Source organism: Bombilactobacillus apium (genome assembly GCF_013385145.1).
Classification (GTDB): domain Bacteria; phylum Bacillota; class Bacilli; order Lactobacillales; family Lactobacillaceae; genus Bombilactobacillus; species Bombilactobacillus apium.
Genome location: NZ_JABZEC010000001.1, coordinates 288794 through 307390, shown reverse-complemented (window position 1 = coordinate 307390; position 18597 = coordinate 288794). Strand labels below are relative to the sequence as shown.

General features: G+C 37.7%; 24 protein-coding genes. 18 read left to right on the top strand and 6 right to left on the bottom strand.

Annotated features, from left to right (window positions below; translation table 11 throughout):
• The first annotated feature begins 73 nt into the window (after positions 1–73).
• Entirely contained in the window at positions 74–202 is a 129-nt protein-coding gene (locus tag HU830_RS08980) for a hypothetical protein (protein ID WP_267463523.1), read from the top strand.
• A gap of 327 nt (positions 203–529) precedes the next feature.
• On the top strand, positions 530–1147 hold the full coding sequence (locus tag HU830_RS01480) for a recombinase family protein (RefSeq protein ID WP_176942038.1): 618 nt from the start codon (positions 530–532) through the stop codon (positions 1145–1147).
• A gap of 80 nt (positions 1148–1227) precedes the next feature.
• On the opposite strand, the gene HU830_RS01475 is transcribed toward HU830_RS01480, so the two are convergent.
• From HU830_RS01475 to HU830_RS09065, 5 genes are all read right to left on the bottom strand, one after another.
• Positions 1228–1485: a helix-turn-helix domain-containing protein gene (locus tag HU830_RS01475; RefSeq protein ID WP_176942037.1), complete on the bottom strand. Its 258-nt coding sequence runs from the start codon at positions 1483–1485 to the stop codon at positions 1228–1230.
• Positions 1486–1504: 19 nt separating this feature from the next.
• The gene (locus HU830_RS01470; protein ID WP_324196239.1) at positions 1505–1969 is read right to left on the bottom strand and encodes a type II toxin-antitoxin system RelE/ParE family toxin; all 465 of its coding nucleotides are present in this window, start codon (positions 1967–1969) and stop codon (positions 1505–1507) included.
• A gap of 1326 nt (positions 1970–3295) precedes the next feature.
• Positions 3296–3358: a putative holin-like toxin gene (locus HU830_RS01465; protein ID WP_228765720.1), complete on the bottom strand. Its 63-nt coding sequence runs from the start codon at positions 3356–3358 to the stop codon at positions 3296–3298.
• Positions 3359–3700: 342 nt separating this feature from the next.
• Positions 3701–4297 carry a sugar O-acetyltransferase gene (locus HU830_RS01460; RefSeq protein WP_057745206.1) on the bottom strand — a complete coding sequence of 199 codons (597 nt, stop codon included), beginning with the start codon at positions 4295–4297 and terminating at the stop codon, positions 3701–3703.
• 66 nt (positions 4298–4363) lie between these two features.
• Positions 4364–4561, bottom strand: a complete 198-nt coding sequence (locus tag HU830_RS09065) for a YbaK/EbsC family protein (RefSeq protein ID WP_324196237.1) — start codon at positions 4559–4561, stop codon at positions 4364–4366.
• A gap of 369 nt (positions 4562–4930) precedes the next feature.
• Between HU830_RS09065 and HU830_RS08720 the strand changes: the two genes are divergently transcribed.
• From HU830_RS08720 to HU830_RS01405, 11 genes are all read left to right on the top strand, one after another.
• Positions 4931–5125: a helix-turn-helix domain-containing protein gene (locus HU830_RS08720; RefSeq protein ID WP_228765687.1), complete on the top strand. Its 195-nt coding sequence runs from the start codon at positions 4931–4933 to the stop codon at positions 5123–5125.
• The gene (locus HU830_RS08715; protein WP_324196248.1) at positions 5092–5805 is read left to right on the top strand and encodes a LysR family transcriptional regulator substrate-binding protein; all 714 of its coding nucleotides are present in this window, start codon (positions 5092–5094) and stop codon (positions 5803–5805) included. Before HU830_RS08720 ends, HU830_RS08715 begins: the two co-directional genes overlap by 34 nt.
• 170 nt (positions 5806–5975) lie before the next feature.
• Complete coding sequence (locus tag HU830_RS01445; protein ID WP_176942036.1) at positions 5976–6758, top strand: PhzF family phenazine biosynthesis protein; 783 nt, start codon at positions 5976–5978, stop codon at positions 6756–6758.
• Positions 6759–6866: 108 nt separating this feature from the next.
• The gene (locus tag HU830_RS01440) at positions 6867–7184 is read left to right on the top strand and encodes a RidA family protein (RefSeq protein ID WP_228765685.1); all 318 of its coding nucleotides are present in this window, start codon (positions 6867–6869) and stop codon (positions 7182–7184) included.
• A 129-nt stretch (positions 7185–7313) separates the two neighbouring features.
• Positions 7314–8390 (top strand): NADPH:quinone reductase, encoded by a 1077-nt coding sequence (locus HU830_RS01435; protein ID WP_176942035.1) that lies wholly within the window; start codon positions 7314–7316, stop codon positions 8388–8390.
• Positions 8391–8392: 2 nt separating this feature from the next.
• The gene (locus tag HU830_RS01430) at positions 8393–8740 is read left to right on the top strand and encodes a toprim domain-containing protein (RefSeq protein WP_176942034.1); all 348 of its coding nucleotides are present in this window, start codon (positions 8393–8395) and stop codon (positions 8738–8740) included.
• A 60-nt stretch (positions 8741–8800) separates the two neighbouring features.
• Complete coding sequence (locus tag HU830_RS01425; RefSeq protein WP_176942033.1) at positions 8801–9322, top strand: hypothetical protein; 522 nt, start codon at positions 8801–8803, stop codon at positions 9320–9322.
• A gap of 157 nt (positions 9323–9479) precedes the next feature.
• Positions 9480–9881 (top strand): hypothetical protein, encoded by a 402-nt coding sequence (locus HU830_RS01420; RefSeq protein WP_176942032.1) that lies wholly within the window; start codon positions 9480–9482, stop codon positions 9879–9881.
• 164 nt (positions 9882–10045) lie between these two features.
• Positions 10046–10255: a hypothetical protein gene (locus HU830_RS01415; protein ID WP_176942031.1), complete on the top strand. Its 210-nt coding sequence runs from the start codon at positions 10046–10048 to the stop codon at positions 10253–10255.
• Positions 10256–10266: 11 nt separating this feature from the next.
• Positions 10267–10572 (top strand): hypothetical protein, encoded by a 306-nt coding sequence (locus HU830_RS01410; protein ID WP_324196236.1) that lies wholly within the window; start codon positions 10267–10269, stop codon positions 10570–10572.
• Between the two features lie 213 nt (positions 10573–10785).
• A complete protein-coding gene (locus HU830_RS01405) occupies positions 10786–11235 on the top strand; it encodes an ASCH domain-containing protein (RefSeq protein ID WP_176942030.1) in 450 nt (149 codons plus the stop codon).
• Between the two features lie 98 nt (positions 11236–11333).
• On the opposite strand, the gene HU830_RS01400 is transcribed toward HU830_RS01405, so the two are convergent.
• Positions 11334–12497, bottom strand: a complete 1164-nt coding sequence (locus HU830_RS01400) for a site-specific integrase (protein WP_176942029.1) — start codon at positions 12495–12497, stop codon at positions 11334–11336.
• A gap of 540 nt (positions 12498–13037) precedes the next feature.
• On the opposite strand from HU830_RS01400, the gene HU830_RS01395 reads away from it, so the two are divergent.
• The 5 genes from HU830_RS01395 to HU830_RS01375 are packed head-to-tail and all read left to right on the top strand — an operon-like array spanning position 13038 to position 18460.
• Entirely contained in the window at positions 13038–13865 is an 828-nt protein-coding gene (locus HU830_RS01395) for an ABC transporter permease (protein ID WP_176942028.1), read from the top strand.
• Positions 13858–14646, top strand: coding sequence for an ABC transporter permease (locus tag HU830_RS01390; protein ID WP_176942027.1), 789 nt, complete (start codon positions 13858–13860; stop codon positions 14644–14646). The genes HU830_RS01395 and HU830_RS01390 overlap by 8 nt, the downstream gene beginning before the upstream one ends.
• Positions 14647–14656: 10 nt before the next feature.
• Positions 14657–15682, top strand: coding sequence for an ABC transporter ATP-binding protein (locus HU830_RS01385; protein WP_176942026.1), 1026 nt, complete (start codon positions 14657–14659; stop codon positions 15680–15682).
• A 12-nt stretch (positions 15683–15694) separates the two neighbouring features.
• On the top strand, positions 15695–16744 hold the full coding sequence (locus HU830_RS01380; RefSeq protein WP_228765683.1) for an ABC transporter substrate-binding protein: 1050 nt from the start codon (positions 15695–15697) through the stop codon (positions 16742–16744).
• A 15-nt stretch (positions 16745–16759) separates the two neighbouring features.
• Positions 16760–18460 (top strand): adenine deaminase C-terminal domain-containing protein, encoded by a 1701-nt coding sequence (locus tag HU830_RS01375; RefSeq protein WP_176942025.1) that lies wholly within the window; start codon positions 16760–16762, stop codon positions 18458–18460.
• Positions 18461–18597: the final 137 nt, after the last annotated feature.

The following is an 18597-nucleotide window of genomic DNA, read 5'->3' as shown; positions in this document are numbered from 1 at the left end:
AATGGTGGTTTGGGACTGGGAACGAAGACTGATTGAGGGACGTCTTAAGCCATCTAAAGGACGGTCTTTAAAAATGACAGATAAATCTAAACAATCTAAGACATTGAAACAACTTCAAGAAGAAAACGAGCTTTTACGAATCCGGGTAGCATACTTTGAAAAACTCGAGGCCTTGGCACATAAAAAATCTAAAACGCCATAAGTGAAAATAGATTTGTTCGTGCTGTGGTGGGATTAATAATTTTTACCATATGATTTCCCCTCCTCAATTATCTAATATTATAGGTGTGCATGATAACGTACGTCAATTATGCACTATTATATCATCAAAGGAGGTTATGACTTATGCAACAAATTGCCTTACCAATCAAAGATTCAAATGTTCTCAAGTAGGTGCAAAATGTCTTACTCAATTAAATGTAAGTCATAACTTAACAGTAATGGTTTTGTTATTTCTGGGTGTACTCTTATGATCCAGTAGAAAAAGCTATATTTTTATTGAAATTATGTGTATCATAAGGGTGTATCAATGAAAGGCGTGAGAAGGACATTGAAAGTTGGTTATGCCCGAGTATCTTCTAAAAGTCAAAATTTAGCTCGACAAATAGAGATGCTACAAAAAGCCGAATGTAAAAAGATATTCGCTGAAAAGCTATCTGGCAAGAATATGGAACGCCCGCAACTAAAAGAGCTTTTAGGTTATATTCGCGATGATGATGTAGTTATTGTCAACAGCTTGGATCGTTTAGGTAGAAACTCTGATGATATCAGAGATATTTTAAATCAGATCAAAAATAAAGGAGCTACAATTGATATTTTAAATCTCCCATCCTTCGAGGGAATTGAAGATACTAACTTACGTAACTTATTGACTAACTTAGTTTTAGATCTGATGGGTTATATTGCTCAATCAGAAAGAGAACATATTAGAACTAGACAACGTGAAGGGATTGAAATTGCCAAAAAGAGGGGAATTTATAAAGGTAAAGCAAAAGAGTATAGTGCTCATGCTGCTAATCCACAAAAGAGAGCGATCTATCATGCTATTGTCCGAGATCTGGAAAAGAATGTTCCTATATTAGAGATTTCAAAAAAATATGGTATTGGTCGAAGCACCGTTTACCGAATTAAAAGGGAACTACCATAAAACGATTGAATAAAAAAACTCTCAGTGCTATTTCTAACACTAAGAGTAAAAACTGGGCGATTTTTAAAACAGCAACGGTTTTAAACTGGGACTAGACCTATGTTTAATTTCATTCCGACTCCTTTAGCATATCGGTTTAAGGTTTTTAGAGTTGGAATAGACTCTAATAGTTCAAGCTTAGCTAGCTGTGGCTGTTTCATTCCAATTCTTTCGGCTAATTCTTGCTGTGAGATATTCTTTTTGATCCGTTCTGCATATAATTTAGCCATAGTATCAATGATAAACTTTTCATCTACTGGAATTGAAGAAAAACTTGTTTCTAAATTTGTTAATAGCATGACTATCCTTCCTTTCTTTTTAACCAATCTTCGAATAAGGTAATTGCGTGCTCAACTTGTTTTTTATCAGTTTTATTCTTTTTTTCGTGTAATGGCTTAGTAGTATAAAACTATTGCCATCATAACTTGCATAAAAGACTCTTTCTGGTTGTGGTCTTAATTCCATAATTGTATATTTGTAACCCTTAAGAACTTTTGAATGTGGCGGTCTAATATCAGTCCCCAGTGCTTCTAAAATTTTTAATTGATAACGAACTTTTTTTAAAATTTTTTGATCATCTTTCTGATTGCTTTGATTTAGGCTATCTAGCCAACTTTTAATCTCACTATAACCATGACGATCTTCGTAGACTTCTATTCTATAAATGTTATTTATGTCTTTCGGTACAATATATATTCTATAAACGTAATATAGAATAGAAATTATATAATAGCAACTATCTGAATATCTCTGATGCTGCCAAGCTCTTTTGGTTAAGACCAAGTTCTCAACCTCAAAAGAGAGCAATCTATCGTGTTATTGTCCGAGACCTAAAAAAATTTTCCTATATTAAAGATTTCAAAAAAATATGATATTGGTTGAAGTACCGTTTATCGGATCAAAAGGAAAGTAATCTAAAAATAAACTGCCTCGGCAAAATTTCGCGTAAGTTTGGAAGGTCAGTTTATTTTTGAATTATTTGTTTTTATAAATATCGGTTCTTTTTCCAGATTTTAAAATAAGAACTAAAAATTTATCATCTAAGATATCGACAATTAATCTATAATTTCCTTCTAGAGCTTTACCCCATATTCTAGGATTGGTAGAGTTTTGGATATGTTCATCTCACCAACGAAAAGATCATTTTCAAGCGTAAATTGAGAATGATCTTTTTTAGTTTAAGCCAAATGATTAATTCTATAGTCATAACCCAGAAATCCAGTTAAAACAATATAGCTCTCTATTTTACGGTTAGAAGGTTTAATTTGAAAGGGGAACTTGATATATTTGAACTACTATTATTCACTAGTATTACTTAGTTGTTTTATATTCAAATTTTTTAATTTACTTCTTTCAAATCTGTACGTTGCAAATGGAAAAGAGTTTTTTACTTTTAATGTAACAAATTTTCCGTGAAAAAATGGAGATTAATTTTAAGAAAATCGTCGTCAGCTTGCACACAGATCCCTTTGTAACTCCCTATAAGTGTACCAAGTTGTCCTATTACTTCGATCGCTCCTTCTATTTACTAGGAATTTATATGTTGGTGAAGAGCTTATACGAATTTGCGTTGTCTATAAAAATAGACTTCATATCAACAGCTTTAATGGCACTGGACTTGCTGCTGTCCTGTTTAACTGGTCAACCTGTAGTGATATTAAAGCGATCAAAAGATATCGTCTGTATTTAGAACAAAAGCAGACTGAACAACAACAAATTCAACGTCATCAAGAATGGTTTAGTGAGGTTAATAAAAGGGGTATATGGAACTTGAAAATCCTCTTAACAAAAGGAGTGCATGACTATGACAACCGTCATCTTAACTGAAAAACAAGTTAAATGATGTTCACCAAGAAATAAGTGAGCGAACACAAAAGCAACTGAAAGACATTGCTGAACAAAATACGGAAATCAAGCAACCTGATTCTGAATCTGATCAAAGTCTGAAACGTTAGTCAGTTTTTAAAGGACATGCTATAATAGAAATAGAAAAAGGAAGTCCCGCTGGAACAGGATTTCCCGTGCAAGCCGCTTCAAAGTCGGTGACGAAGTTAATAAGACAGCATTAAGCTACCCTGTAACTGGCCAAAGTTACGCAGGGCGGCTTTTTTATTTGCGGTGCTTGTCGATATAGCTGAGTAGCGCAATTAAAAACGTGCCAAACAGCAACATCAACGAGAGTGTCTGGAAGACACTCATTGACTGTGAAACCTTCCTGAAGATTATTCCATGTTCCCATGAGCCTCACCTCGCAAGGGAAGAGACAGCCACCGCCCTTAAAACTTCTTGCTTTATCCATTATACAGGGAATCTATACCGCAAGCCAAGTTATGAATAAAGGGGTTATGAAAATATATTAGTTTGACCAGTACAAAATCTGTAACAGTTGGCCTAGTTTCTATAGTCTTACTATATGTAAAAGTCATGAATCATGGTTGTAGAAATTTCCTGAGAACCATGATTCATGACTTTTTTATTAATATTATTTTGCTGACATTAAAAAATAGTAATCCCTTACAAATTGTCATGGCCGGTAAAACTGGTTTTGTCATCATTAGTAATTGGCCGAATCACTTTACATGGATTCCCTGCAGCAATAACATTACTGGGAATATCATGGGTGACCACACTACCGGCACCAATAATAGTATCACTACCAATGGTGACACCGGGCAAAACAGACACGTTAGCAGCTAACCAGCAACGATCACCAATGGTAATTGGTTTAGCAATACAACCCCCAATTTCACGTTCCTTGGCATCAAATAAGTGATTGGCCGTATAAAGGCCTACTTTAGGGCCAAAGAGAACTCGATCACCAATCGTAACCTTGGCACCATCTAAGATAACACAATCATAGTTCGCATAAAAATGATCACCAACATGAATATTACGACCAAACTCACACCTGAAGTTAGGACTAACTTCAGGGCTAACTCCGGCGCTGCCAAATAACTCACGAATCAGTTGCTCTCTTTTCTCAGGGTCTTCTTCCCGATTAATTCTATTTGTCATCTTTGTAGAAAGATGACGAGTATCTGATAGAAGTGGATCTAAATCATTGTAAGGCTTTTCTGTTGCCATATATTGAAACTTTTCATCTAAATTCATCGTTACACCCTTTTATTTTGTTTTTCCAATGTTGATAGTTGACGTTAACTATTATTCGTTGATGAATCAACCTTTGCCAACGTCTACCCAATCTGTAAGTTTAGTATACTTCTCTAACTCCCCAAGTGATAGTTTAATGGTACTATTTAAACTTCCACCAGCCGTATACACAGTTTTGAAACGTTTAAGTGAAGCATCTAAATAAGTCTTTATACCTGGATTAACGGCAAATGAAGTTACCGCGCCAGGAATATGACCAATCAAACTCTCTACTTAGTCAAAAGGAATCATCTTAGCCCGACTATCCAACGTTGCTTTAAACTTATGATTATCAACTTTAGCGTCTCCTGCCATGCAATCAAAACGAGCTGATCATCAACCATAAAAGTCACAGCTTTAACGATTTGCCTTTCTTCACAATTTAGCACTTGTGCCGCATGCGCTAATGTGTCACCAATATGATAGTGTTCCACTACGCGATCGGCTAAGCCAAATTGTTTAAAGTACTGACAGACATTTTCAATCGACATATCAATTCATTACTTGAAGAATAAGTTACGCTTAGTATATATTGGCTAGTAAAATAATAAAAACAAATAATTATAATTCAAACATTAGAAAGAGTGATGTGTCATGAATCGTTTCCTAATACTGCAAAAAATCATTGAACTTGGTAGCTTTACTAAGACTGCCGGGGTTTTAGGCTATACCCAATCTTCAATCAGTCAGATGCTTGCATCACTGGAAGATGAATTGTCCATTAAGTTGTTAAATCGGTCCCGTTCTGGGGTTTCATTAACCTTAGAGGGACAAGACTCTATCCTTTAATTCAACAAGCTATTCGTCAGTATCAAGCTGTTCAAGAGCGGGCGACCGAGATTAAGGGCTTAAAAACCGCTGTTATCCGAATTGGGACGATCTCCAGTATTACTGTTCACTGGTTACCCAAGTTAATTAAACAGTTCAAAATTAAATATCCCAATGTTGAATTTTTACTTTATCAAGGTGATTACAATTCCATTGCTGAATGGATTAGAACTAATACAGTTGATTTTGGTTTTACTACACCACCGATGGCTACCAAATTTAAAACTATTCCCATTAAACAAGGTGAAATGCTAGCAGTTTTGCCTAAAAATCACCTATTAGCTCGCAAACCAGAAGTTCCTTTGAAACTAGAGGAACTTAAGAACGATCCCTTGATTCTGTTGGAAGAAGGCAATTATAGTGAGCCACTAAACGCCTTTTCCACTGCAGGGGTTAAGCCCAACATAAAATATCGTATTCACGATGACTATGCCATCATGACGATGGTAGAGGCAGGACTGGGAGTCAGTATTTTGGCTAAATTGGTATTGCAACGCATGCCATTTAACATTGTTACTCGACCGCTAGTTCCCGCTATTCAGCGTGAAATTGCAGTTGCTTATCAAGACAAACAACGTTTGCCAATTGCTAGTCAGTACTTTATTCAGGAATTGTTAAAAAATAAGGGTCAATTGCGCTAGTAAATTTTTTGTAACTAAAGACCAAAATTTTGCTTGAACTAGTATGGGTAATAGCAGTTATACATTACAAATCATTTTATCTAATGAAATCATTAATTATATTTGTTTTAACTATCCTATAAGTACAAGTATGATTAGGTTATATCGAACTATCAAAGGAGTGGTATTCAATGAAGATGTCTGTTGTAGATGCATTTACCAATGAGTTGTTTAAGGGCAACCCAGCCGCGGTTTGTTTTGTTGATCAATGGCTCACTGACAAATTAATGCAAAATATTGCTATGGAAAATCGTTTTTCAGAAACAGCGTTTGCTATCAAAAAATCAGATGCTAATTATGATTTACGGTGGTTTACTCCAGGCGGAGAAATCGACCTTTGTGGACACGCAACTTTAGCTACGGGTTACTTAGTCTTTCAAAATGCCACCCCCAAGGATACCGACACGGTCACCTTTAATACTCAAAGCGGTGCTTTAAAAGTGACTAAGAAAGGCGACTTATATGAAATGACCTTCCCATCTTACGAACTTAAGTCAGTACCAGTTACTGATGAAATGGAAGCGGCTTTTGGCGTGCGGCCGATTGAAGCCTATCTTGGACGTGACTTATTAGCAGTATTTACTAATGAGGATCAAGTTAAAAAAATGCAACCGAATTTGGAAAAGTTAAAGCATCTTGATGGCCTTTTGCAAAATGTTACTGCTCCTGGTAAGGCCTATGATTGTGTGTCCCGCTCGTTTGCACCTAAATTAAATGTTGATGAAGATCCGGTTTGTGGAAGTGGTCATTGTCACGTCATTCCCTACTGGGCAAAGAAGCTGGGCAAAAATCAAATTGCTGCATTTCAAGCTTCTGAACGTACCGGTACTCTTTACTGCGATTATCAAGGGGAAATTACCAAATTAGCTGGACATGCTACGCTATATTCAACAGGTAACCTTAATCTAAAATAAAGCTGTGACCAATTTTAAAATAGTTCACTAGCTAAGAAATTATACACGATGTTAACAGGAGGGCGTTTATTATGAAAACCATAAAAACCAGTCAAGCTCCACAGCCGATTGGACCATATTCTCAGGGTATGGTTTCTAAGGGGGGTACTTTACAGCTCTGGTCAGGGACCATTAGATCCCCAAAGTGGTGACGTTCCCGTAGGGATCACCGCCCAAACAGAATTAGCTTATCAGAATATTGTAGCTGTACTCAAAGCTAGCAAAAGTGATTTCAAAGCGGTGTTAAAAACAACTTGTTTTCTACAAGATGTGGCTGACTTTGATGCTTTTAACCAAATCTATGCACGGTATTTTATTTTAAAACCGACTCGTACTTGTGTGGCTGTCAACTACCAGCCAATATATTATGTGAAATTGAAGTTGTAGAAATTAGTGTAGATACAGAAGCACAATAGAAGCATTCATTACAAATGGCATTATTTTTTTAAGAATCATGTTTAAAGGAGACTTAAAACGAAAGCTATCCGCTTATCAAAATTTGGGTCACCTGACCTATTGAAATTAACTGATGTTCAGGAACCTGAGCCACAGACAAATGAAGTTCGAATTAAATTATACGCAGCCGGAGTTAATCCCGTCGATACCTATATTCGTTCGGGAAACTGTACTGCTTTTAAACCTAACTTGCTGTATATTCTAGGCTTAGATGGCGCTGGGGTAATCGATAAACTTGGCCCAGGAGTCACTGCATTCAACAAAGGTGATCGGGTCTTTGTTACTTCGTCTCTAGCTAATGCTCAAAATGGCACGTATGCTGAAAAGACGGTTCGTCATGTTAAGTTTGTTCGTCTCTTACCGCAATTTGTCAGCTTTTCAGAAGGGGCCACTTTAGGATCACCAGCTTCAACAGCTTATCATTCACTATTTGACAAAGCTAAATTGAATGCCGGGGAAACCATTTTAATTCATGGCGCTTCAGGCAGCATTGAACTATTGGCTGTTCAACTAGCTAAGCGTGCTGGCGCTAAAGTTATTGGGACCGCTAGTTCACTGAACGGGATCAATCAGGTTGAACAAGCCGGCACCGATTTGATTTTAAATCACCATGATCCATCGTATTTAGATAACATTCAAAATGTTGATCTCGTGATTGAGATGTTAGCAAATGTTAATTTGATTAACGATATTGGGATATTAAAAAAGTTTTGCCGAATTGTTATTATTGGCCATCGTGGTTCTCTTGACTTCAATCCTCGACTAATTATCAGCAAAGATATTACGTTAACTGGCATGTCTTTGTGGAACGTTCCTGATAATCTTGATGCTATTGCAACGCTGCTGGATCAAATAGTTGACAAACAGCCAGTAGATAAAAATACCGCCGAATTTGAGGCAGAAGTGACGGCATATACAGTAGCTAAAAATTACGTTATTAATACGAAAACTGATTCGCTCAATTATTTAGCCACGTTTATCCAAAAGGAAGGCTTACAGCACTTTGATAAATTCAAAAGCTTAGATCGCGCCAATAGAACTTCAAAGCTTTTATTAAAAAAGATTGATATTCAAATGGATCAAATAATTAATCGAATTCGGCAAACTAAGCAACGACATCAAGAAATGGAGTGTTAAAAATGATTGATTATTTAATTTTAGCGGAAAAGCCCAGTGCCGCCAAGAAGATGGCTGTTGCTTTTGGCAGTTACCAGGGGACGTACGCTCACAAAAATTTTCGAATTGTAGCCAGTCATGGCCAACTCATAACCTTTTGTGAGCCTAATGACCACAACATGTTAAAAGATCCGCAGTTGCAGTTAATGACGAGATATTCTTCGTGGAACCTTGAGGATTTACCTTGGGATCCGCATGATTTTACTTGGAAACAACAATTGATTACTGGCTCTAGAAAAGTCTTAGATCAGATTAAAGCGGCAACTTCCGGAATTGAAGCCCTGATAATTGCAACTGATGATGATCCTTGAGGAAAAGGAGAATTAATTGGCTGGGAAATCATTGAAGCACTTAAGTGGGCTGAGGGCCGAATGTACTTTGCAGATGAGTCAGCTAAGAGTCTTCAAGTAGCCTTTGAAAAAATTATTACTATTTCTAGTCAAGCTCAAGATGGAGACTATTTAAAGGCCCAAGAACGTTCAAAATGGGATTTTACCTCAATGCAGTTAACTCGAGCTTCAACAACTGTTGCACGTAGTGCAGGTTATGACGTTAAAAGTATCCGCCAAGGCCGTCTTAAAAGCGTAATCGTTCGTCGGATTTATGATCAAATGGAAGCAATTAAGAGATATGTTAAACAGCCTTTTTACCAAGTTAAATTTAAAGACCAAAATGGCCATATATTTACTAGTAGTGATGATGATCAACCGACTTTTATCCAAAAGAATATCTGTAAAGCAGAATTAACCAAATATCATGAGACCCAAGTTAGCTCAACTATTAAGACTCGGGCTCCTGAACCGTTGCTTGATTTATTCAGTTTGGCTGCTAAATTAACACCACCGAACAATTTAATGACTTATTGCCTTAGACTAAAGCAATTGTTCAAGTAGTGGGAGTAGATCCCCGGCTCCTAACTCATCGAGAAATCCGAAAAAAGCATCTTACCAAAAATGCGGCAACGTTTACGTTTAGCTGTCCGAACTTTAGCCCGTGAGTCTTTCATGTAAAGAGTTCTTCCGGTCGAAGTTGAACATCAAATTAATGCTTATGAAGAACATATTAGAACGCCAAATGCGCAAGTATGAACATCAGGGGGGAATCTTTTCCAATAAGATTTTGGAAAGAGATCATTTAGTTCAACTTTTGACACGAATTTTACAAATTCTAAGTTCCCAAGCGGAAATTGATGAAGTTAGCGAGAATTTAATTTTTGCCTTACAACAAACGCGGCATGGTTTACGCCATCCTCCCTCCTTGAAGGGAACTGGCCCGCTTTATCAGGGGCAAAAAGAGCCGGAATTGTTAGAGGATACTTTTTATGCGTTAGTCTTTCAACAATTATTACAGCCCTACCGTTTGGACTCTACTGCTTCCTTTGAAATATCGAATCTGAGTTTTGAAGGACAAAAGTTTCGCCAACGCTTAGTTAGCTATGCTTTTCGGGAGTAAGATTCTTATTTAGTTCACAAATATGATGAAGAACATTTGTTGAAAGATCAACGTGGTCTCAGTAACCGGCAATACTATGATCTGTTAGAAGAAGTGGAACTCAAGTATGCTGATCATATCTATGCCGATGTTTTAGCAGAGATACCTATCAGGATTTTTGTCGATTGCTCGTGCCCCAATATACGCAGCATTATGAAATTATGACGACCAAATTACAGCCTATTTTGGCAGCGGCACCTCAGTTACAAGAAAAAATTCAGCTGATTATTCAACAACATTTTCAACTTGACAAAGCTGGGATGGAACATATTATGGATCCCGTTTTACAATCAATTCGGCAAAAATATAATTTCTATCGAACAAATTTTGTGTAGGAGCCAAAGTAATGGATCAACAATTTTCAGACTTAGATTTAGCAGATCCTCATTTTGAACAAACGATGTTCCTATTAGATGTTGCGCCTCAAAAAAATAATATCACCCGCTTTGCCTTTCAAGAAAATTTACTTCCAGAAGCAATGGATGACTTGGCTTGGGCCCTACCGGCATACTTGTCAGCGGACTTTAATTTATTTTTGATTTTTGCTCCTATTCTTCCTGACCAATGGACAATTACTTGTTCTCAAGTGACCATTGCTCCAGGACAAAGAATCACCGCCATGAGTAACGTGGTTCCAATTGGACGGGGTTGAACGTCGTGGCCCAAGTCAGTCGTGAGGTTTTGTTCAATTGCTGGCTTACTTGCGGACTTTGGCTTTAAATGGTTTGGGACATTTTGACCAAGAAATTTGGCATCAATTTAACGATTAATTCATTGAGTAATTAACAACCACTTAGCTAAGTGGTTGCTTTTGTTTATTCAGAGAAACTGTTAAACTAAGAAATAAACTTCTTGGGGGACAAATATGACCGCAATTACCGACTATTGGCAACAATTTAAGCTGCAAGAGCAGTTACAAAGTGACAATTACGAAGCCTGGTCCTTTGGCTATTACCCCCAAACCATTGATGAATTAGCGCAATTAGTTTTACAGGGGCAAAAGACAGCAACGACCTCGGGTTTTACCTTGTATGAGCATGATGGAGATGCGCTCCCACTTGTAGGTGATTACAATATTATTTTAGATTCGCAAAATCAGCCGGTTTGTATTACGCAAACCTTAGTTGTCGAAAAAGTTCCTTTCCAGCAAGTTACTGCTGAACATGCTTATTTAGAAGGAGAAGGGGATCGTTCCTTAGACTACTGGCGTCGAGTCCATTGGGATTTTTTCCAAAAAGAATATCAAACTGCTGGTTTAGAATTTACTCCGGAGAGTTTATGTGTCTGTGAGCTCTTCAAATGTGTCTATCAATAGTATTATCTTCTAAACTAGTATGGCAACTTCATAAGCTGAATAGTTCCACCTAAAGTACAAAAAGCCTTGATGAAAAAATAATTTTCATCGAGGTTTTTTTATGCTTGGCTTTCTTGACTGAGCTGATTCATGGCTTGGAGAATCTTCGAATCCGAATTACTTGTCGTATGTTCATAAATATTCATCGTCACATCAACCTTGGCATGACCTAATCGCCGTTGGACATCCTTGGGGGTAATATAGGGATTTTCATCGTACAACAAGGTAGCATGCGTATGCCGAAAGCCGTGAATAGTAATTGGCGGTAACTGTCCCCAACGAATAATCTTTTGCAACCACTGTCGTGGACGCGCTAAAGGATAGTGTTGGTTTTGTGGGTCTTGAAAAATAAATTGCGTTACGGGAACAATATCCCAAGCTAATTCTTGTTCCTGCTTTTTTTGCCATTGGCGTAAAATCCGTAAGGTTTGTGCGTCTAAAACTAAAGTCCGTTGAGAAGCGATACTTTTAGGCGCCGCAATAAACTCTTGATAATTTAAACCCACCGAAATGGTTCGCTGAACGGTCAACGTGGCCGCTTTAAAGTTTAAATCTCCCCAAGTTAGAGCCAAAATTTCCCCTCGTCGCAGGCCCGAGTAGGCTAATAAACGAAAGAAAGTGTAGATCTGCCAGGGCATGCGTTCCTTAGTCGTCTTTAAAAAACGGGCCAATTCCTCCTTATTATAAAAGTTATGGTTATTTCTTCCTTGCTGAACTTCTTTAACATGATTAGTTATCTTAGGAACAATAACCTGATTAAAGGGATTCTTCTCTAAATAACTCAAGCGGAGAGCTTCCGCAAAAATCTTTTCAGCGTAGTTACTAATGAATTTGTACTTAACCAGGTTTAAAGACCACTGATCGACAGCCTTTTGACATTCAGCGACTGTAATTTGATCTAAGTATTTTGAGCCAAAATAAGGCAAAATATGGAGTTCAAAAGTCCGAATCGTCTTGTTGAGCGTGCTTTCTTTGACCTCATTTGCATAACGTTTAATCCAAGTTTGATAGAGGTCTTGATACTTAATTTTAGCCTTTAAAGTGAGATAAGAGCCGCGAATGATTTGTTGCTTTAAATCAAGATAAGCCAAGTTAGCTTCTTTAAAAGTTAAAAATCCGCGGCGATGGATTATCTTCTGACTATTAACCCGAATTGAGAACTCATATTTTTCTCGCCCGGATTTAAGCTGATATTTTCGAATTGCTGAATTTGTTGGTCCCATTTTTAAATTTCCTTTTAAATACGATTTTTGTTACCACATATGTTACCACAAAAATAAAAACCATGTTTATTCATTGATATAAATGAATTTATAAGGAATCATAACCGCTTTAGATAGTCTCCGTTACTAAAATAGTATCTACTAATTATTAATAATAATATTTTAATCTAAATTGTATATAACTAATCATTTGCCAATTTTTTAAAAAAGATGTCTTTATAAAAAACACTTCATAAAATAAAAATACGTAATTAAATTAATTTAATATCTTAAATATATGTTTATTAATATAATTTTCTTATATTAATAAATACTATTTTTAACGACAACTATCAGGGCTTATCTGTCTGATAGATATTTATATTCTGTAAATTATTATTTAAAAATATAAATTTAAAAAGTGGCCATTTAAAGACTGATCTAATAATTTGAGGAATATTATTTATATAATATAGCGAACTATATATGAGTATTTATTTTATTTAGTTCGCTTTTTGTGGTATAGTAGCTTCATAAAATAAAAGAAAGGGGATGAAATCAATGCTTTCAAATAAGAAAGGCAAACTCTTGTTGCTTCCAGGACTAATCATTGTCTTGCTTTTTTTAATTGGACCATTATTACTGATCTTGGGACCGACTTTATCTGGGGAAAATACGAACAATAGTTATTGGGGGTTAATTAGCAATTATAGTAACCTAAAGATTATTGGACGAACGTTTTTTATAGCAATAATTACTACTTTTGTAACTCTTATTTTGGGATTTACGGTTGCTTTTTGGATCAATAATAAAGCTCAAAAAAAGAAAAGATTTTGGACAATATTAATTTTGTTTCCGATTTTAACTAACGCTATTGTTCGTAATTTTACTTGGATTATTATTCTGGGAAAAAACGGAATTTTAAATAATATTTTAATAAAATCTCATTTAATTGTTACGCCATTGCCATTACTCTATACCAGTTTTTCGATTGTTATTGGTTCTGTTTACTTATTTTTACCGATTATGATTACGACTTTATTAAGTAGCTTAGAAGAATTAGATCCCAATTTAGAAGCCGCTGCTAGTATTTGCGGCGCAAAACCGGCCGTTATTTTGCGAAAAATCATTTTACCCCAATTACGAGTTGGTATTTTAACAGGATTAACCTTAGTTTTTGCGGGGGCAATGACGGCTTACACGACGCCACAGATTTTGGGAGGGAATCGTAGTTTGGTTCTTTCAACGTTAATTTACCAACAGGCGATGACTTTAGGCGATTGGACGCAAGCTAGTCGAATTGCCCTGATTTTAATTGTAATTACCCTTTGTTGGACAGGGGGAATGCATTATTTGATGCGTCGCCGGAAAGGATTGAAACATGTTTAGACCTAAGTATCGAGGAACAACCTTGCTTAGTGTTTTAACACTAGCTTTCTTAATTGGCCCTTTAATTGTCGTGTTCATCACGGCCTTCGGCTCTGAGACAACAATTACTTTTCCAATCCATGGAGTAACTGGACGTTGGTTCCAAAACATTGGGAAACAACCAGATTTTCTCCAAGGTTTTCAAACCAGTTTGGAAATTGCCCTTGTTGCCAGCTTAGGAGCCTTACTAATTGGGATTCCAGCGGTTTACGCACTGACCCGCTGCCACTTGCAATATCAAACTTGGTTTCAAACTATTTTTCTTAGTCCGGCTTTTGTTCCGGAAATCGTAGTTGGATTTGCTCTCTATCAGGGCTTAGTAATTACCTGTCATTTTCCATTAATTCTGGCCTTGTTATTAGGACATATCTTACTTTGTCTACCTTATACAATTCGTTTATTAACTGCGAGTTTATTACTTTTAGATCCTCATCTAGAGGAGGCGGCAGCAATTTACGGCTGCCCTTGGAAGACAACCTTTATTAAAGTTGTTTTACCCAATATTTATCCTAGTATTTTGGGAGCTTTAAGCCTTTCCTTTATTACTTCCTTTAACAACATTCCAATTACTTTATTCTTAAATGGTCCTGACTTGAATCTTCTGCCGACCGCAATCTTAAATTATTTACAAAATAACTACGATCCCACTGTTTCGGCGATTTCGGTAATCTTAATGTTGATTACGGCACTCCTGATGGTCTTAATAGAACGGATCCTCGGTTTAAAATCAATTTTAAATTAGGAGAAGTAAAGTGACCGAATTAGTCTTACGAAATTTAAATATGAATTATCCGGGAACTCCGGCAGTAATCAAAGATCTGAATTTAACTGTTCATCAAGGAGAACTACTTTCACTTTTAGGACCTAGTGGGGGAGGAAAGACTACGACTTTACGGCTAATTGCCGGATTCTTAACTCCGACCAGTGGCCAAATCTTACTTAATGGAACTGATTTAAAGACCGTTCCGGTTTATCAAAGACAGTTTGGGATGGTTTTTCAAAGCTATGCCCTTTTTCCGCATTTAACTGTTTTTGAAAACGTCGCTTTTGGTCTGCGGCAAGCGCATCGCCCGAAATCTGAAATTGAAGCAGCTGTTCAAGCAATGCTCACTAGTACTGGACTCACACCTTTAGCTGCCCGCTATCCTCGTGAATTATCTGGGGGCCAACAACAAAGAGTTGCTTTAGCCCGGGCGCTAGTTGTTAAACCACAGTTATTATTGATGGATGAACCTCTAAGCAATTTGGATTCTAAACTCCGGCTCGAGATGCGCTTAGAAATTCGCCGTCTCCAACAAAAGTTTCAGCTCACAACTATTATGGTGACTCACGATCAAACCGAATGTTTCGCTATTTCTGATCGAATTGCCATTTTAAACCAAGGTCGCGTTGAACAGATTGGGACCCCGGAAGTGTTATATCAACAGCCCCAAACCAAATTTGTAGCCCGTTTCCTCGGTTACGCTAATTTTATTAATGTTCTTCAGCAAGAAGATGCCTACCATTATCAAGTTACTGGTCAAAAATTAACCACCCAAGCGACTGGTCAAAAGGCCCAATGGTTGACAATTCGTCCTGAAGCCATCCGTTTTGGCTCGGGCCCTAACGAAATCAAGGGGAAGATTATTGATTGCACCTATCTAGGTGGGCGTTACAATTACCAAATACAAACCGACTTAGGAACTCTGCAAGTCATTGCGGAAGAGCAAACTTATCCTTTAAATACGGCTGTTACTATTAATCTTCCTGTAACTGCTTTGTTACCGTTAACCGATTAGGAGGTCTTTATTTTGAAAATTACCAAAAAATTGCTATTGACAGTAGGCGTCACTTTAACTGCTTTTAGTTTGGGAGGATGTGCTTCTAAATCCGCCTCAACCACCTTGAATTTATCTACTTTTGGAATTTCTACCCGCCAAATGGCCCGTGATGTTACTCAACCTTTTGCGCGACAACATCAGGCCCAAGTTCACGTTCAATCAGGGGCTAGTTCAGCTCGCTATACCCAAATTGAACATAATTCTCGTAGTGGAATTGATGTGATTGAACTTTCGCAAAATAATGCTTTGACGGGTAATCAGAAACAACTTTTCCAGAAGCTAGATTTTAAAAAGATTAAAAACTTCTCGACCTTGACTCCGACACAACAAAAGTTAGCGCGCCAAACAAATAGTCTTCCCTATACTGTTAATTCTTTAGGGATCATCTATAACCCGAAAAAATTAGGTCAAATTACTTCTTGGGATCAACTCTGGTCGAAAAAACTGCAAAATAAACTTGCAATTCCTGATATCACAACCACTTTTGGACCCGCAATGGTTTACTTAGCCGGCGATCACGCGCAGATTCCGGTAACTCAAGATCAAGGAGCAGCAGCTTTTCAAGCTTTACGTCAACTCCGGCCGAATATTGTGAAGACCTACTCCCAAGCTTCTGATCTAGCAAATATGTTTAAGAGTGGTGAGATTGAAGCGGCAGTAGTGGGAGATTTTGCGGTTGGGATAATTGAAAAGGCCGCCCCGCAAACGACCTACCTCGTTCCCCAACAAGGAACTTATGCCAACTACAATACTCTGGCCATCGTGCGCCACAGTAAACAACAAAAATTAGCCTATCAATATCTCAACCAACGCTTAAGTAAATCGGTTCAAAAGAAAGTAGCCGCCCCAACGTCACTAAACAATGCACCAGTTAATCAACAGGTCCAACTTCAAGGGGCAGCTGCTAAGAATAAAACTTACGGTGATGTCGCTCAAAGAGCCCGAATGCTTGATTTCACTTATATTAATCGCCATCTAGCTAGCTGGGTTAAACAATGGAATCGGATTTTAAATCAATAGTAAGGGAGGGACACAATGGCTCAAGTTGATTTATTAATTAAAAACGCCCTAGTTTACAACAGCGTTTTACGTGATTTTATTCCCCAGGCAGTGACCGTTTTAGACGGTAAGTTTTACTGGTTGACTTCGGATTATTCAGAAGTGCAAGCTCAAGAAACTTTAGATTTAGCGGGAAAATATCTCGTTCCGGGACTAGTCGATTCTCATATGCATATTGAAAGTTCCATGACGACTCCCGAAAACTTTGGTCGTGCTGTAGCTCCTTGGGGGACCACAACCGTAGTTGCTGATGCCCATGAAGTTGCCAATGTTGCTGGCTTAGCTGGGTTAGAAGCTTTCATGAAGCAACCAGCACCAATTGATATTTTTTACGCAATTCCGTCCTCCGTCCCAGCAACCAATCCTGATTTGGAAACTACGGGAGGGACGATTGGGGTTCCAGAAGTTCAAGCTCTCCTCCAAAACCCCCAAGTGATTTGTTTAGGAGAGGCGATGAATTTTCAAGGAATCACCTCTGAAACTCAATCACTGATTCGTCAAATTATTGCTAGTTGTCGAAAAATTCGCCCAACCATGCCTTTGGAAGGGCATTGTCCCCGATATCAAGGTTTAGATTTAGCCCGTTTTATTTTCAGTGGCATTACTTCTGATCATACTCAACAAACTGCAGCTTCAGTTGTTGAAAAAGTTCTCAATGGGATGTTTGTCCAACTTCAGCGAAAATCAATTACTCCAGAAGTCATTCAAGCTGTCCAAAAACATCAGTTAGAAGAACATATTGCCTTAGTTACTGATGATGTTTTGCCGGATGACTTAACTCACGGACACTTGAATGCTTTAGTTCAACTAGCAATTCAGTGCGGTTTAGACCCCAAAATGGCAATTTATTTGGCCACTTATACTCCGGCCCGACGCATGGGCTTATGGGATCGCGGCTCGATTACTCCGGGACGACAAGCCGACTTTATTGTCTTAGATGACTATCAAAAGTTTCAAATTGCGGCTGTTTATAAAAATGGCCAGTTGGTTCCAGATGAAACCGCTTGGGAAAAATCCCAAACTAATTTTTTGCCTGAACTTGAACAAAGCGTCCATGCTCGTAAATTGACGACAACAGATTTAGAATTACAAGTTCCGCAAGAAGGGGGAACTGTTAAGACCAATGTAATTGCAATTAACGAGCAGGGAACTTTTACGGAGCGCAGCCAACGATCATTAAAGGTCATCAACCATCAAGTTCAGTGGAAAGAATCTGGTCTAGCCTTACTGCTAGTGCAAGAGCGCTATGGAAAAAGTCAACGTCTAGCTTATGGCTTAGTTGCTAATTCCTTAACTCAACCCGGGGCCGTGGGGGCTACTTGGGCCCACGATCATCATAATATAATGATTTTAGGGACCGATTCCCAATCTATTTTGGCGATTCAACATCAACTAATTGCTCAACAAGGGGGGTATTTGGTGGCGCAACAGGGGAAAATTACAGCTAACGCCCCGCTTCCTTTAGGGGGAATTATTAGCCCAGCTCCGATGCCTGTTTTAAGTCGACAAATCCAACAGGTACGGCAAAAGATGCGCGAATTAGGTTACCGAAATCCTAATGAAATCATGTCTTTTTCTACGTTATCGTTACTGGTTTCTCCGGCTCTAAAAATTTCTGATCGCGGGCTCTTCGATGTCCCTAGTCAAACACCGGTTCCTCTCTTTGAATCGGACTAACCCTCTTTGTTAAGCTAATCTAGTTAGAGCGATAACTAATAGTAGGAATTATGGTTTTGCTTAGTAGATTCCTAAAAACTAAAAGCATACAAAAATACACTCAGCTAATTTATTTAACTAAGTGTATTTTTTATAGT

Excerpts from the sequence above, each read along its gene's own strand:
- HU830_RS01425 (WP_176942033.1), top strand. The coding sequence starts at position 8,801 with ATGTACTTTGCAGATGAGTCAGCTAAGAGTCTTCAAGTAGCCTTTGAA.
- HU830_RS01430 (WP_176942034.1), top strand. The coding sequence starts at position 8,393 with ATGATTGATTATTTAATTTTAGCGGAAAAGCCCAGTGCCGCCAAGAAG.
- HU830_RS01405 (WP_176942030.1), top strand. The coding sequence starts at position 10,786 with ATGACCGCAATTACCGACTATTGGCAACAATTTAAGCTGCAAGAGCAG.
- HU830_RS01395 (WP_176942028.1), top strand. The coding sequence starts at position 13,038 with ATGCTTTCAAATAAGAAAGGCAAACTCTTGTTGCTTCCAGGACTAATC.
- HU830_RS01480 (WP_176942038.1), top strand. The coding sequence starts at position 530 with ATGAAAGGCGTGAGAAGGACATTGAAAGTTGGTTATGCCCGAGTATCT.
- HU830_RS01375 (WP_176942025.1), top strand. The coding sequence starts at position 16,760 with ATGGCTCAAGTTGATTTATTAATTAAAAACGCCCTAGTTTACAACAGC.
- HU830_RS01460 (WP_057745206.1), bottom strand. The coding sequence starts at position 4,297 with ATGAATTTAGATGAAAAGTTTCAATATATGGCAACAGAAAAGCCTTAC.
- HU830_RS01390 (WP_176942027.1), top strand. The coding sequence starts at position 13,858 with ATGTTTAGACCTAAGTATCGAGGAACAACCTTGCTTAGTGTTTTAACA.
- HU830_RS01445 (WP_176942036.1), top strand. The coding sequence starts at position 5,976 with ATGAAGATGTCTGTTGTAGATGCATTTACCAATGAGTTGTTTAAGGGC.
- HU830_RS01400 (WP_176942029.1), bottom strand. The coding sequence starts at position 12,497 with ATGGGACCAACAAATTCAGCAATTCGAAAATATCAGCTTAAATCCGGG.
- HU830_RS01410 (WP_324196236.1), top strand. The coding sequence starts at position 10,267 with ATGGATCAACAATTTTCAGACTTAGATTTAGCAGATCCTCATTTTGAA.
- HU830_RS08720 (WP_228765687.1), top strand. The coding sequence starts at position 4,931 with ATGAATCGTTTCCTAATACTGCAAAAAATCATTGAACTTGGTAGCTTT.
- HU830_RS08980 (WP_267463523.1), top strand. The coding sequence starts at position 74 with ATGACAGATAAATCTAAACAATCTAAGACATTGAAACAACTTCAAGAA.
- HU830_RS01420 (WP_176942032.1), top strand. The coding sequence starts at position 9,480 with ATGAAGAACATATTAGAACGCCAAATGCGCAAGTATGAACATCAGGGG.
- HU830_RS01475 (WP_176942037.1), bottom strand. The coding sequence starts at position 1,485 with ATGCTATTAACAAATTTAGAAACAAGTTTTTCTTCAATTCCAGTAGAT.